This is a genomic window from Thermodesulfobacteriota bacterium (genome assembly GCA_040756475.1).
GTDB lineage: Bacteria > Desulfobacterota > Deferrisomatia > Deferrisomatales > JACRMM01 > JBFLZB01.
Window position 1 is genome coordinate 1 of record JBFLZB010000123.1, and the last position, 13,814, is coordinate 13,814.

Annotated in this window: 16 protein-coding genes; 2 read left to right on the plus strand and 14 right to left on the minus strand. The window is 72.9% G+C overall.

Translation table 11 applies throughout. From position 1 onward, the window contains the following. From AB1578_16065 to AB1578_16090, 6 genes are all read right to left on the minus strand, one after another. A partial coding sequence (locus tag AB1578_16065) for a nitrilase-related carbon-nitrogen hydrolase (protein ID MEW6489417.1) occupies positions 1–322 on the minus strand: 322 nt, incomplete at its 3' end. Between the two features lie 4 nt (positions 323–326). Further along, positions 327–1,157 carry an RNA methyltransferase gene (locus AB1578_16070; GenBank protein MEW6489418.1) on the minus strand — a complete coding sequence of 277 codons (831 nt, stop codon included), beginning with the start codon at positions 1,155–1,157 and terminating at the stop codon, positions 327–329. A gap of 90 nt (positions 1,158–1,247) precedes the next feature. Further along, positions 1,248–3,338 carry a methyl-accepting chemotaxis protein gene (locus AB1578_16075; GenBank protein ID MEW6489419.1) on the minus strand — a complete coding sequence of 697 codons (2,091 nt, stop codon included), beginning with the start codon at positions 3,336–3,338 and terminating at the stop codon, positions 1,248–1,250. Positions 3,339–3,346: 8 nt separating this feature from the next. Beyond that, positions 3,347–4,240: an ethylbenzene dehydrogenase-related protein gene (locus AB1578_16080; GenBank protein ID MEW6489420.1), complete on the minus strand. Its 894-nt coding sequence runs from the start codon at positions 4,238–4,240 to the stop codon at positions 3,347–3,349. A gap of 77 nt (positions 4,241–4,317) precedes the next feature. Next, a complete protein-coding gene (locus tag AB1578_16085) occupies positions 4,318–4,542 on the minus strand; it encodes a DUF2905 family protein (protein ID MEW6489421.1) in 225 nt (74 codons plus the stop codon). Further along, positions 4,539–5,096: an epoxyqueuosine reductase QueH gene (locus AB1578_16090; GenBank protein MEW6489422.1), complete on the minus strand. Its 558-nt coding sequence runs from the start codon at positions 5,094–5,096 to the stop codon at positions 4,539–4,541. The genes AB1578_16085 and AB1578_16090 overlap by 4 nt, the downstream gene beginning before the upstream one ends. Before the next feature lie 160 nt (positions 5,097–5,256). Here AB1578_16090 and AB1578_16095 point away from each other — a divergent pair, with 160 nt between their 5' ends. After that, positions 5,257–6,477: an HD domain-containing phosphohydrolase gene (locus AB1578_16095; protein ID MEW6489423.1), complete on the plus strand. Its 1,221-nt coding sequence runs from the start codon at positions 5,257–5,259 to the stop codon at positions 6,475–6,477. A 9-nt stretch (positions 6,478–6,486) separates the two neighbouring features. On the opposite strand, the gene AB1578_16100 is transcribed toward AB1578_16095, so the two are convergent. The 3 genes from AB1578_16100 to AB1578_16110 are packed head-to-tail and all read right to left on the minus strand — an operon-like array spanning position 6,487 to position 9,018. Further along, on the minus strand, positions 6,487–7,014 hold the full coding sequence (locus AB1578_16100; GenBank protein ID MEW6489424.1) for a hypothetical protein: 528 nt from the start codon (positions 7,012–7,014) through the stop codon (positions 6,487–6,489). Further along, positions 7,001–8,632 carry an ATP-binding protein gene (locus tag AB1578_16105; protein ID MEW6489425.1) on the minus strand — a complete coding sequence of 544 codons (1,632 nt, stop codon included), beginning with the start codon at positions 8,630–8,632 and terminating at the stop codon, positions 7,001–7,003. Before AB1578_16105 ends, AB1578_16100 begins: the two co-directional genes overlap by 14 nt. Continuing rightward, positions 8,629–9,018 (minus strand): hypothetical protein, encoded by a 390-nt coding sequence (locus AB1578_16110; GenBank protein ID MEW6489426.1) that lies wholly within the window; start codon positions 9,016–9,018, stop codon positions 8,629–8,631. Before AB1578_16110 ends, AB1578_16105 begins: the two co-directional genes overlap by 4 nt. Before the next feature lie 114 nt (positions 9,019–9,132). Here AB1578_16110 and AB1578_16115 point away from each other — a divergent pair, with 114 nt between their 5' ends. Beyond that, positions 9,133–9,780, plus strand: a complete 648-nt coding sequence (locus AB1578_16115) for an RNA methyltransferase (GenBank protein ID MEW6489427.1) — start codon at positions 9,133–9,135, stop codon at positions 9,778–9,780. On the opposite strand, the gene AB1578_16120 is transcribed toward AB1578_16115, so the two are convergent. The 5 genes from AB1578_16120 to AB1578_16140 all read right to left on the minus strand — a co-directional run. Continuing rightward, complete coding sequence (locus AB1578_16120) at positions 9,770–10,942, minus strand: M20 family metallopeptidase (GenBank protein ID MEW6489428.1); 1,173 nt, start codon at positions 10,940–10,942, stop codon at positions 9,770–9,772. The genes AB1578_16115 and AB1578_16120 overlap by 11 nt on opposite strands. Before the next feature lie 16 nt (positions 10,943–10,958). Next, entirely contained in the window at positions 10,959–11,438 is a 480-nt protein-coding gene (locus AB1578_16125) for a PaaI family thioesterase (protein ID MEW6489429.1), read from the minus strand. Positions 11,439–11,767: 329 nt separating this feature from the next. After that, positions 11,768–12,775: a serine/threonine protein kinase gene (locus AB1578_16130; protein MEW6489430.1), complete on the minus strand. Its 1,008-nt coding sequence runs from the start codon at positions 12,773–12,775 to the stop codon at positions 11,768–11,770. Between the two features lie 84 nt (positions 12,776–12,859). After that, the gene (locus tag AB1578_16135; GenBank protein ID MEW6489431.1) at positions 12,860–13,366 is read right to left on the minus strand and encodes a TlpA disulfide reductase family protein; all 507 of its coding nucleotides are present in this window, start codon (positions 13,364–13,366) and stop codon (positions 12,860–12,862) included. A gap of 222 nt (positions 13,367–13,588) precedes the next feature. Next, positions 13,589–13,814: hypothetical protein (locus AB1578_16140; protein ID MEW6489432.1), on the minus strand; the 226-nt coding region annotated here is incomplete at its 5' end.

Sequence of the window (13,814 nt, forward strand, 5' to 3'; positions counted from 1 at the left end):
GGGTGGGGAGCCCCGCGGCCAGGTGGACGCCGGCCGCCCGGGCGATCCGGCCCAGGCGGGCCGTGGATGCCCCGGCCAGTGGCTCGGCCCAGCGGGCGGCGCAGGCGGAGCCCCCCAGCACCAGGCCGGCGGTGCACAGCTCGGGCAGCACCACGAGGGATGCCCCCCGGCCCGCCGCCCGCAGGACGAGGGCCTCCAGGGCCGCGAGATTGGGCTCCGGCGCCCCGGGAATGGGGCGGTACTGGACAGCCCCCACGCGCAGGATGCGGCCATCGGCCATCTGCCCCACCCCGAACGAGGCACCCGCGCTCCCAACGCTCACGGGGCTACCGGTCTTCCCGCCGTTCCCGCGGGGGGGCCGCGGTGCATCGCCGCTGGCGGGCGGCCTCGAAGAGGACGGCGGCGGCGGTGGCCGCCACGTTGAGGGACTCGAGCCGGCCCGCCATGGGGACGGTGAGGAGGAGGTCGGCCTGCTCCCGCCACCGGGGGTCCAAGCCCCCGCCCTCCTGCCCCAGCAGAAGCGCAAAGGCCCCCGCGAGGGGCGCCCGGTCGTAGGCGATGCCCCCCTGGCCGGCGGTGGCGTAAAGGGGCCGGCCTGCCTTCCGGAGCACGGCTAGGGGATCGGAAACCCGAACCGCGGGCAGGCGCAGCAGGGCGCCCGCCGAGGCCCGCAGCGCCTTGGGGCTGCCGGGATCGGCGCAGCCGGGGGCGAGGAGCAGCCCGCACGCCCCGGCGCCCTCGGCGGTGCGAGCGATGGTGCCCAGGTTTCCCGGGTCCTGGATGCGGTCGAGGACCACGGCCGGCCCCTCCCCGACGAGCACCGCCTTCGCGTCCCGTTCCGGAGCCTCGAAGACCACCAGGACCCCCTGGGGCGTCTCGGTGTCGGCCACCTCCCGCAGGAGGCCCCGCCCGACCTCCAGCACCTCCGCACTCTGGCGCTCAGCCGCTTCCCGGATGCGGGCCTCCCGCCCTCCCCCGGCCCCCCATCCCTGCTCCAGGACCCACAACCGCACCGGGAGCCCTTCCCGGAGCACCTCTTCGGCCAGGCGCACCCCCTCGGCCACCCACAAACCCTCCCGGCGGCGGGCCCGACGGTCCCCGGCAAGCCGGCGCACCCAGCGCAGGCGCTCGTTGGCGGAGGAGGTGACGATCGGCACGGGGACTCCACGGGAGCGGACGCGGCGGCTCAGCCTAACCGCTTCCCGAGGACAGGGCAAAGGGGAATGCCGGCTGGGCGGCTGGGCTGCCTAGGGCAGGCGAAAGGCCGCCGCCTCACGGTGGAGCTCGCCCGCCAGGGCCGCCAGGCCCTCCCCCTCGACCTCGAGCTGGGAGACCCGCTCCAGCTCGTGCCGGGCGCTCGTTCCCAGGGTCTCCAGGTCGCTGCCGAGGCCCTCCAGCAGGTGCGCGACCCGGCCGATGGCGTCGTCCACCCGCTCGCTGGCCTGGCTCACCTCGACCACGGTGTGGGTGATGTGCTCGGTGCCCTTGGTCTGCTCGTCGGAGGCCATGGAGACCTGCCGGGCCACCTGGCCGATCTCTCCCAGGGCACCGTGGACAGCCTCGGTCTGGGCCTCCTGGGCCCTCACCGCGGCCACGATCTCCGCGACCCCCTGGCCCACCTGCTGGATCTCCTCCACCACCCGGGCCGCCTCCCGGGCCTGGCCCACGGCGGCCGCCTCGATCTCCCGCAGGCGGGTTGCCGCCCGGTCGGCGCTCTCGTGGATGCCCCCCAGGAGCTGCCCCGTGTCGCCCGCCTGGCGGGCGCCGTCGGCCACTCGGACCGCCCCTTCCGACACCGCCTGGGCCGCCTCGCGCCCCCCCGACACCACGCCGTCCACGATGGCCCGGATCTCCCGGGTGCTGGCGGCGGTCTTCTCCGCCAGGCTGCGGATCTCCGCGGCCACCACGCCGAAGGCCTTGCCGCGCTCCCCGGCCTGGGCCGCGATGATGGCCGCGTTGAGGGATAGGAGATTGGTGCGCCCGGCGATGTCGTCGATGACCTGGGTCACCCGGCCCACCCGCAAGAGCTCGCCCTCCAGCCGCTCGAAACTGCGCACCGCCGCGTCCACGGCCTCCCGGATGCGTTCCATGCCGTTGAGCGCCTGGGTCATGGATTGCCTGCCCTCGGCCGCCTTCCCCACCACGTCCTCCGTGAGGCGGCGCCCCTCGCTCGCCCCCGAGCACAGGGTCTCGGTGGCCCGGTCGATGGCCACGGCCGCCGCCGCTACCCCCTGGGCGGCGGCGCCCACCTGCCCCGCCAGGGCCGCGACCCGGGCGGTGGCGAGGCTGAGTTCGTCCATGGCCCGGTGGGAACCCCCGGCCCGCTCGCACAGTCCCTCCATCTCGGCCCGCACCTGCTGGGTCATGGCCAGGATCTGCTGCACGCTGGAGGCCGCCTGCTCCGCCCCCTCCCGCAGCCGGGCCGAGAGCTCTCCCAGGGGGGCGAGGTTGGCCCGGATCTCCCGGGCCCGCCGGCCTCCCGCCTCCACCCGGGACAGCTGCTCCTCGCTGCCGCGCCGGGCCTCCTGAGCCCGCCTTCCCAGGGCTTCGCCCCGCGCCGCGATGTCGCCCGCCACCCGGAGCAGGGTGCGCAGGGTACCGGACAGCGTCTCGCTCAGCCGCGAGGCCACTCGGGCCAGCGCCCCGAACTCGTCGTCCGCGCCTTCCGGCAGACGCCCGGTCAGGTCCTTTTCGGCGGCCGCCCCCAGGAAGGCCAGGATCTCCCGAAACGGATTCTTGAGCCGGCGCAGGGAATAGACGAGGATGCCCAGGGCGAGGAACCACCCCGCGCCCAGGGCCGCCACCAGGGTGAGGCGCACGTGCCGGGACTGAGCCAGGGTGGCTTGCCCCTTGGCGGCCTCCAGGGCCCGCAGGTTTTCCAGCAGGGATTCGACCGCCTGGTCCAGGTCTCGCACGTCGGCACGCAGGAGGGCAAACGCGTCGTCGAGCCCCTTGGAGTCCGCGCTCTCGTCGATGGCGGCCAGGTGGGACCGCAGCGTCGCCAAGGCCGAGAGGGACGCCTGCGCCTCCGGGACTCCCGACGCCGCCAGGGCCCGCAAGCCCTCTTCGATCCGCTCCAGGCTCGCCTCGGCGCGGGACAGGTCCGCCTCGTAGTACCCCATGAACCGGAGTACCCCGATCTCCACCTGGCTCACCGCCTCGCGCACCTCCGAGAGGAGGTCGGCGCGTGGCAGGGAGCGGTGCACCAGGGCTTCGAGGGCACGGCCCTGGTACCAGAGCCCGGCCAGGCCGAGCCCCCCCACCAGGGTGAGGAGGGCCACGAAGAAGCCGAGCGCGCGCCCCAGGGCGCGCAGAACTACCGTGTCGGTGCGCTCCATGCTCCCGTCTACTCGATGACCAGGGTGAACAGAGCCGAAGAGGAGTGGTAGTAGTCTCCCACGTCGTCGAAGACCGCAACGGCGGCCTCCAGCCGGTCCCCACGGGCCAGGGCCCGGTCCCCCTCCGGGTCTCCCGTGTCCAGCGCCCGGGCCATCTCCAGGGTCCAGTGGCCGTCGGCCCACACGCCCCGGGCCCGGATGTCGCCCCGGCTCCCCGAGGGCTCCTGGGGAACGTAGCGAGGCACCACGTCGCCCGCGAAGCGGGCCGGGGGCTCGGTGCGCTCGGCCACGCAGGAATTCCCCGCGTCGTTGAACCGCTTGCCGTAACTGGTCTTGCCCTCAGGGCCGTGGAGCACGTCCGCCCCCCGGAATTCACGCAAACCCAGCCGCAGCGTCTGGTCGTCGGCGTACCCCGCCGGGTTGGAACGGGCGGCCTTCCAGTACCAGAGGTCCCCCACGAAGGTAACGCCGCTCACCATGCAGTCCGTGGGCCTGGACGCCCCCATGGGCAAGAGGAGGGCAAACCGGTCTTCGTTGCCCGGGCCCGTCACGTAGGTCTGGGAGGCCGAGTCCCAGATCCAGGGGGCGCGCACTGCGCTCTCGGTCGGGTCCGGCCAGCGGGCCAGGAGGTAGAAGGTCGCCCCGTGGACGAGCGCCCGAAGGGTCACGTCCACGGGGGGAGAGCGACGCTTGGGCTCAAAGCCCCCGTAGCGGGCCCCCACGTCGTCGGTGATGGGTTCGACGCGTACGACGATGGGCTCGGCCCGGGACCACACCTCGTCCACCACCCCGTCCACCAGAGGAGCCCGGTCCGCGACCCGGGCCCGGAGCACGGATGCCGGCTCCCCCGCGGCCAGGGCCGGGGCACAGGCGAGCAACAAAAGGGTGGGAGCCATCCGCATGGGCTTCTCCTTCGAGCAGTCACCCCCCGGGCTTCGCCCTCCCATCGGCCCGGGTATGGCGATACTTGAGGGAAACTCTAGCGCCGGAAGAGCCAGAAGAGGAGGGAGAGGACCAGGGACAGGACCAGGGAGAGGAGAAGCGAGGTCCCCAGGGGGAAGGAAACGGTAAAGCCCGGCCGCTCCACGGTGATGTCGCCGGGCAGCCGGCCGAAAAACGGCAGGCGCGCCGCCAGGAGGAACAGCCCCCCCAGGGCCGCCAGGGCCAGGCCGGCGACCACCAGGAGCTTGCCCAGGGTCGTCACGGCCGGGCTTCCCGCCCCCTGGGGCGGGCGGGGGCGAAGCGCTCCACCTCGCTGTACAGACACCCGCAGTAGGCCTGGCGGTAGAGGCCGAGGGCCTTGGAGGCCTCGATCCCCTCGCCCCAGCCGTCGCGCCAGTCCCGATACAGAAAGGAGACGCCGGCCTCGCGCCCCACCGCTTCCCCGAGCTCCCGGATCAGGTCGTGCTTCTGGCGGCGGCTGTAGAGCAGGGTGGTGGTGAACGCCTCGAACCGCCCCCGGCGCGCCAGGAGCGCCGCGTGCCGCAGGCGAAGGTGCAAGCAGACCCGGCAGCGCTCCCCCTCGCGAAACGCCACGGCCCGCAGCCACTCCCCGGGGTCGTACTCCGGGTGGGGCAGGAGCCCCAGGTCCTCGACGCGGCCCAGCTCCTCCAGGGCCGCGCGGCGGCGGTCCCACTCGGTAAACGGGTGGATGTTGGGGTTGGCGTAGACCCCGAGCACCTCGGCCCCCTCGGCGCGCAGCCGGCGCAAGGGCACGATGGTACAGGGGCCGCAGCAGGTATGCAGGAGGAGCTTCATGGGTTGGCCTTCCGGAAGTGCCCGGGTATCATGGCCTCCCGGGGGGCGCCGGTCAAGCCGGCGCCCGCTCCAGGTGGGCCGCGAGGAGACCCCGAGCGGCGCCGTCCAGCGTATCCCTTGCGGCCCGGCGCACCGGCCGCCGCGAATCCGGAGGCCCCCCATGCCCCACCGCCGCCAGGCTCCGCCGCCCCAGCGGGGGCGAGACCTCTGCCACGTGGCGTTTCGCCAGACCCTGGACCTGCTCCAGGTGACCGACGAGGCCCTGGAGGAGCTCTGCCACCCGTCGCCCCGCCTGCCCGACCTGGACGGGCTCGTGGTCCACGCCCTCAACGAGATGGCCAGCGCCGGGGGCGAAGGGGGCACCCGCGTCCCTTCCCACGTCTTCGTGGTCCACGGGCAGCCCCCCATTCTCACGGGCACCGTGTACGCCGTGGGCACCCACGCCTACGGCCCCGCGGTGGGCCCCTTCGAGCTCGAGGCCAGGCACTCCTACGCCTACTCGGCCGCCTCCGAGACGGTGCTCGTCTCCAACGTGGACGAGGAGAATTTGGGCGCCGACGAGTACCAGGGCCGCTTCCACCCCACGGTGCGGGAGGCCGTGGGGGCGCCCATCCGAAATTTCGTCACCTACCGCATCGCGGGGGACCGGCCCGGGGCCATCATCGCCTTCAACTACCCCGGCCGGGCCACCCGCTACGAGGGGCAGGTGCTCTCGGCCCTGGCCATCACCCTGGGCTCGGTGTGGACCCTCTCCTCCCGGGTCGCCCAGGTGGAAGAGGGCTTCCTCTACCTGGTAGGGGCCCTCGCCCGAGCCAGCGAGGTGAACGACGAGGTCACCGGCGACCACATCCTGCGGGTGAGCCGCTACGCCGAGACCCTGGCCCTGGCCGCCGGGTACGGACCCGACGAAGCGAAGATCATCGCCTACTCCTCCCAGCTCCACGACGTGGGAAAGATCCACACGCCGCGGGAGCTCCTCCAGAAGCCCGGTCCGCTGTCCCCCGAGGAGGTGGGGCCCATGCGCCAGCACGCGCTCCAGGGCGAGAAGATCATCGGCAGCTCCCCGCGCCTGGCGGTGGCCCGCCGCATCGCGGGCGCCCACCACGAGAACTGGGACGGCTCGGGCTACCCCCGGGGGCTGGCGGGGGAGGCCATTCCCCGGGAAGCGAGGCTGTGCAAGATCGTGGACGTCTACGACGCCCTTCGCTCCGACCGGCCCTACAAGCCTGCCCTCTCCCACGAGGAGAGCTGCCGGATCCTCCTCGAGGGGGACTCCCGCACCCGGCCGGACCGGCACTTCGACCCCGAGCTCCTGCGCACCTTTCGGCGCATCCATGCCGACTTCCAGCGCATCCACGCCGAGATCCAGCCCTGGGGGTGAGGGGGGCCGTCACGGCTCCCGGCCCAGCGACTCCGCCGCCCGGCGCAGGGGGGCGTGCCGGGAGCGCAGGAGAATCTCGCGGGTGAGCTCGCAGACACGGGATTCCTCCCGGGAGCGCCGCTCCTCGGGGGCGTGGTAGGGGTGCTCCAGGCGGCAGAAGCGCACCAGGTGCACGTACTCGTGGGTGAGCACCCCCACCAGGAGCTCGGGAAGCTCCAGGCCGGGGTCCCTGCGGACGCGGTCGAGGATGTTGTGATCCTGGAGGCAGATGCGGTAGTGGGGACACAGGCGCTCGCAGCGGACGAAGCGGCCCGCCCCCTGCCCTTCCAGGCGGAAGACCCGGCGGATCTCGGCCAGGCGCCCCCGCCCCAGGAGCTCGCCGGCCCGCAGCTCCCGGGCGCTCAGGATCCGGTGGCTCGTGCGGTCGAACCAGTCATCGGCCAGGGCGAACCGCTCGCCGATGAGCTCCCGGGCCAGGGGCACCGCCCGGGCCAGGGCGCCGAGCTCCCGGACTCCGAAGGTGTCACGCCGGCCCATCCGCCCCCCTCGGGCCACCCGCGGTGGCCACCAGGCGCCGCAGGGCCCCCAGGAGCTCGCCCCGGTCCAGGGGCTTGACGAGGAAGGCGTCGGCCCCCGCCCGCAGTCCCGCTTCTTTGCGATCCATGCAGGAGAGGATGACGACCGGGACGGCCCGGGTGGCGGGGTCCGCCTTGAGCTCCCGCAGCACCTCCCACCCGTCCACCCGGGGCATGAGCAGGTCCAGGGTGATGGCTGCGGGCTGCACCTGCCGGGCGAGCCGCAGGCCCTCGACGCCGTCCCGGGCGGGAACGGCCTGCATCCCCGCCGACTCCAGCACCTTCTGGATGAGCTCCAGGGCCGAAGGGTCGTCCTCGATGACGAGCACCCGGGGCTGCCCCTGCGCCGCGGCCGGGCGCGCGGGTGCGGCGGCGGCCTCGGGCACCCAGAAGGAGAACCGGCTCCCCGCGCCGGGCTCGCTCTCCACCTCGAGCTCGCCGCCCAGGAGCTCCACGAGCATGCGGCACAGGGGAAGCCCGAGCCCCGTCCCCCGGTGCTCCCGGGCGTGGGAGGGATCGGCCTGGAAGAACTTCGCGAAGATCCGCTTCTTGTCCTCCGCAGCAATGCCGATGCCCGTGTCGCGCACCTCCACCCGCAGCCGGCCCCCCTCCCGGCGCACGGAGCACACCACCGAGCCCTCGTCGGTGAACTTCACCGCGTTGGCCAGGATGTTGATCAGGATCTGCTTGAGCTTCTCCCGGTCCGAGCAAAAGGTCTGGGGCGCGTCCTCGAGCTCGGTGCGCAGGTCCAGCCGCTTCCGGTAGGCAAGGGGGGTGACGGTGTCGAGGGCCTCGGCAACGAGGTCCGACACGTCGAAGGTCTGCACCTCCACCTCCATGCGCCCCGCCTCGATCCGGGTCATGTCGAGGATGTTGTTGATGAGCTTGAGCAGGTACCGGGAGGCGGCCAGGATGCGCTGGAGGTCCCCGGCCTGCTCGCCGCTCACGGGCCCGTCCACCCCGTCCAGAAGGAGCTCCGTATAGCCGATGATCGAGTTGAGCGGGCTGCGCAGCTCGTGGCTCATGTTGGCGAAGAACTGGCTCTTGAACTTCGCCGCGTCGGCCACCTCGTCGTACTGGCTGCGCAGCAGGCGATGGGCCTCGGCCAGCTCGCCCGAGGTGCGCCGGATCTCCTCCAGGTGCAGCTCCTGGTAGGTGTCGCTGAAGCGGTGAATCGCCTCGTCCACGGCCTCGTCCACCAGGTGAAGGGCCAGCTCGAGCTCCGGCCCCTGGAAGGCCGCGGTCACCAGGGGACGCGCCAGGTCGCGGAACACCCCGAACGCCCGCTGCACCTCCGAGAGGGGAAAACGCTGGGGAAACCGCTTTTCGGCGATCTCCTGGACGAAGGTCTCCATGACGCCCCAGTCGCCCCGGCCGAGGGCCTCCAGGTACCCGTCCAGTGCCCGGCCCGAGGTCTGGGCCAGCTCCTCCCGGGGCCGAGTGCTGTAGTGGGGACCCACGCCCTCCTGGAGGCGGCGCACGAACTCGGCGCCCAACTCCTCCCGGTGCTCCCGGAGCACCTGCGCGAGCCGGCCCGCCACCCGGGACGACCCTCGGGACCCCTGGGGCCCGGGGCTCAATTGACGTCCTCCCGGAACTGCACCGCCGAGGGGGCGAGCCGAAGCGGCGGGAGCAAGACCGGCGCCATGCCGGCCCGCAGGGTCAGGTGCGCCACCTCGTCTCGCAAATAGGGGTAGAGGGACGCAGGCCCCTCCCCCTTGGCGAGCCCTTCGGCGGTCTCGGCCTGGCCGAGCCGGAAGTGACCCTCCAGGGCGATCTCCAGGCGAAAGGGGGGCTTGGGATCGCCCTCGAAGAAGCGCGCCACGAGGAGCACCGACGCCCGCCCCCCTTCGAGCCCCCGCACGTGGGCCCGGATCTCGCACGGACTCTGCCGGGCTTCTCCAGGGGCGTTTCCGGTCGCCTCGAACTGTACCCTCTGGACCCGGATGGCCTCGAGCACTGCCACTGGTTCTCCCTCCTGATCTCTTCCGGCCGGCTCCGCCTGGATAGCACAGGATCGCGGGGCCGTCGAGGCCCCACCGCCTTCCCGCCCCAGGCGGTGCTCTGCTATCCTGGCCCCATGGAACGAGCCGAGGAGATCCTTCGCGCGGCGGTGCGGCCCCGGCGCTGGGCCAAGATCGAGGCGGTGCTCCACCAGCGGCTCGGCGCCGTGCGGGCGGTGGTGGAGAACCTGCACCATCCCCACAACGCCAGCGCGGTGCTGCGCACCTGCGAGGCCCTGGGCATCCAGCACGTCCACGCGGTGGAGACCGCCGAGGACTTCACCTTCAGCCGGCGGATCACCCTGGGGGCCCACAAGTGGCTGACCCTGCACCGCCACGAGACCTTCGCCGATTGCGCCGCCGAGCTCCGGGCCGCGGGATTTTGCCTGTACGCCGCCATGCTCGACCCGGAGGCCAAGCCCCTGGAGGAGCTGCCGATCCAGGAGCCCCTGGCGCTGGTCTTCGGCAACGAGAAGCAGGGGGTGAGCGCCGCCGCCCGCGCCGCGTGCGACGGGGCCTTCATCATCCCCATGACGGGCTTCGCCCAGAGCCTCAACATCTCGGTTGCGGCTGCCGTGAGCCTTTACAGCGTGGCGCGCCGGGCCCGGCTCGAGCGCGCGGACGGCGGACTCCTGGACGCGGCCGAGCGGGCCCGCCTGCTGGAGACGTGGCTGCCCAAGAGCGTGGCCTGCGGTTCCCGGGTGGTGCGGGCCCTCAGGAAGTGAGCCCGGCCCAAGCCGCCGCAAGCAGCGCGGCCACCCCCACGGGCAGGCAGGCCTCGTCCAGGTCGAAGCGGGGGCTGTGGAGGGGCGCGGCGCGGGACGGGTCGGGGCTCGCGCCCAGCTGGAGGTAGCACCCGGGCACCCGCTCCAGCAGGAACCCCATGTCCTCGGCCCCCATGGTCTTCGCTGCGGGGCGCACGGCGTCCGCACCCAGCACCTCCGCCAGCGCCCCTCCCAGCAGCCGGGCGGCCTCCGGGTCGTTGCGGGTCACCGGGTAGCCCTCGTCCACGGCGCAGGTGAATCGGCCTCCGTGAGCCGAGGCGACGCCCTCCCCCACCTCCCGGACACCCCGAAGGAGGGCTTCCCGCACCTCCGCCGTGTAGGCGCGGATCGTCCCCAAGAGCTCGACCCGGTCGGGGATGATGTTGGGGGCGCTGCCTCCCTGGATCGCCCCAACGGTGAGAAGCGCCGGCTCCAGGGGGTCCGTGCGCCGGCTCACCACCGTCTGGAGGGCCAGGACTCCCTCGGCGGCCATCACGATCGGGTCCACGCAGACATGGGGGTAGGCCCCGTGCCCGCCCCGGCCGTGAAACGCCATGCGAAGGCGGTCCATGCTGGCCATCACGGGACCGGGGGAGAGCCCCACGGCGCCGACGGGCAGCCCCGGCCAGACGTGGAGCGCGAAGGCCAGCCGGGCCGGGTGCCGCTCCAGGAGCCCCTCCTCCAGCAGACGCACGCACCCTCCGGGGCCCTCCTCCGCGGGCTGGAAGACGCACGCCACCCGGCCGGGGAGCGGCACCTCCCCCGAGGCGAGGGCGTCGGCGGCAGCCAGCAGCATGGCGGCGTGGGCGTCGTGGCCGCAGGCATGCATGCGGCCGGGGTGCTCGGAGCGAAAGGGGAGTCCGGTGGCCTCCTCCACGGGCAGGCCGTCCAGGTCGGCCCGCAGGAGGACCACGGGCTCCCCCCGGCCCACCACGGCCACCCCACCGGTGCCCGAGGGGGAGGGCTCGAAGGGGATCCCCCGCTCGGCCAGGAAGGCGGCCACGTAGCGGGTCGTCGCCACCTCCTGGAACGCCAGCTCGGGAATCCGGTGAAGCTCCCGGCGCACCCGCACGGCCAGCTCGGCCCGGGTCCGGGACGCTTCGCGGATAACGTCGGCGCCCATCACCATCGAGGAGGGCTCACCCGGCTCCGCTGCGCAGGAACACCATTTCCGTGAGTCGCGCCACCTCGGTGCCCCCCTGCACCACCTCGACGGAGACGCGGGCGATGCGCCCCTGGGTGTCGACCACGCGGGCGCGGGCCTCCAGCTCCTGCCCCGGGTCGGCACCCTTGAGGAAATGGATGTCGCAGTTGAGCGGCAGCCCCACGTACCCCAGGGAGTTGGCTGCGGCGGCCATGGCCTGCTCCGCCACGGCGTAGAGGGCGCCGGTGTGGGTGTAGCCGAGGAAGTTCGCGAGCTTGGGGCCGGCCGGAAGCCGAGCCACGGCCCGGCCCGGCTCGAGCTCGCGAAAGACCACGCCGAGCTCGGCGGCCAGGGGGGAGGCTTCCAGTGCCCGGCGCAGAGTGCCGAGATTCTCGCTGCGGATTGCCTCCTGCACGTCTTCGGAGGTCTTGATCGGGCTCGTCATGGCGGCCTCCCCGGTGGCGGTCGTGGACATCCTGGACGCTCCTGCCCCTTGCGGCGGCCCGGCGGCCTGCTGCGTCCCCCACCGGAGCCGCACGGCGGCGTCCCGAAACCACTACCACACGGGGGCGCCGGCCTGCAACGGAGGGATCAACCCTGGATCCGCCACCTGGGCAGTGAGCGGGGTCGGGGGACCCTTCCGCTCCGCCGCGCAATCCGCGGTGTCCTGAGGGCGTCTCCTCCAGAGAACACGTACGCCGAGCTTCACCCGATTGCACCGGGTGTCGCCGATCGATCGATGCGGGGCGCGGCTGCGCTGCAGGGCCCCCCGACCCCGCCGCAAAGGTTGATGGTGGCTCCTGGTCACCGCCCCGGCACCTCCACCCGCAGCGGCGGCTCGTCGAGCGCCCCCGCCTGCTCCCGCAGGGCCAGGATCTGCTGCTCCCAGTAGCGCGGCTCGCCAAACCAGGGAAAGGCGGCGGGAAAGGCCGGGTCGTCCCAGCGGCGGGCGATCCACGCCGAGTGGTGGATCATGCGCAGCGACCGCAGGGCCTCCACCAGGTAGAGCTCCCGGGGGTCGAAGTCCCGAAAGACGGTGTAGCCTTCGAGCACGGCCTCCAGCTGGGCCTCGGCCTCCTCCCGGGTGCCGGAGAGGAGCATCCACAGGTCCTGGATGGCGGGGCCGGTGCGGCTGTCGTCGAAGTCCACGAAGTGGGGCCCCTCCCGGGCCCAGAGCACGTTGCCCGGGTGGCAGTCGCCGTGAAGCCGCAAGGTCTGGGGCCTGCCACAGCGCGCAAAGCCCCGCTCGACCCCCTGGAGCACGGCCTCGGCGATCCCGAAGTAGGAGGCGGCCGCCGAGGCGGGCACCAACCCGCACCCCCGAAGAAACTGCACCGACTCCCACCCCAGGGAGTCGGGGGTCAGGGCGGGCCGGTGCCGAAAGACCCCGGCGGCTCCCACCGCGTGGAGCCGGCCGAGGAAGCGCCCCATCTGGCGCAGGGTGTCGGGCGCCTCGAACTCGGGGTTGCGGCCGGGCCTCTTGGGGTAGAGGGCAAAGCGAAAGCCCTGGAAGGAGAACAACGTGCGGCCCGAGTCGTCGGCCCAGGGGGGGACCGCCGGAACCTCCGCGGCGGCGAGCTCCTGGGTGAAGGCGTGCTCTTCGACGATCGCCTCGTCGGACCACCGGTGGGGGCGGTAGAACTTGGCCACCAGGGGCTCCCCGCCTTCCACGCCCACCTGGTAGACCCGGTTCTCGTAGCTGTTGAGGGCCAGGAGCCTCCCGTCGCACGCGAACCCGGCGCTCTCCACGGCATCGAGCACCCGTTCAGGGGATAGCCCCGCGTAGGGGGCGCAGACCTCTCTTGGCTTCACGGCTTCTTCCCCGGAAAAAGGAAAACGCCCGGGCAAGCGAGCCCGGGCGCACAGGGTATAGGAGGGGAGACGGGCAGCGGGACGTCAGTTGGTGGCGATGATCTCGCGGAGCTTTTCTTCGAGGGTGACCTCGTCCCCGGGCTTGTAGCCCACGTGGGTGAAGGCGATCCTCCCCTGCTTGTCGATGAGCACCGTGGTCGGGAGGATGCTCCCCTCGTACTGCTTCATCACCGACAGTTGCTTGTCGACCACAGTGGGGTAGGTCACCTTGAAGCTCTGGGTGGCCAGGAACCGCTCGACGCGCTTGAGGATGAAGGCGTCCACGTTCATGCCCACCACCAGCAGGTCGTCCGGGTAGCGGTTGTGGAGATCGATGAGGGCGGGGATGGCCTGCACGCAGGGCACGCAGTTGATCGACCACCAGTCCAGGAGGATGACCTTCTTGCCCAGGTGCTCCGAGAGGTTGAAGTCGCCGCCCTTCAACAGGGGTGCCGTAAACACCGGCGCGGCCCCTCCCACGCTGCCCGCCCCGGCCAGGGGGGGGAACGCCACCAGACACAGGATTGCCGCCCATCGCACCAGATGACGCATCGCTTCTCTCTCTGGCGGGTCCGCCCCCCATGGCGGCCCGCGCGCTGGTGACCGCGCGCACAAGAACCGGCGGGGCCGGGTGCGCGCCCCCGGGAAAGTCGCCACCTGGGTGACTGCCCTCGGGAATACCTTCTAACGAAATCGGATGGAGTCCGTCAATACTTGAGCTTCCGATTTCGGAAAGGACATTGCGCCCCGAGACCGATTCTCGGATGGGGCGCCCTACCAACGCCGCGCGGTCCAGGCCGCCGCCCCATAGAGCAGGGCCGCCAGCGCCACCACCCCCCGGAAGCCCAGGTGGATGCCGAGCAGGGCCGCCAGGGCCGCGCTCGCCACCGACGCGAAGCCGTTCACGCCCCAGGCCCAGGGAACCCAGGAGGGAGCGCGCCTTGCCAGCGCGCCGAGCCCCAAGGGGAAGGGCATGCCCATGAAGAAGGCCAGGGGGGCG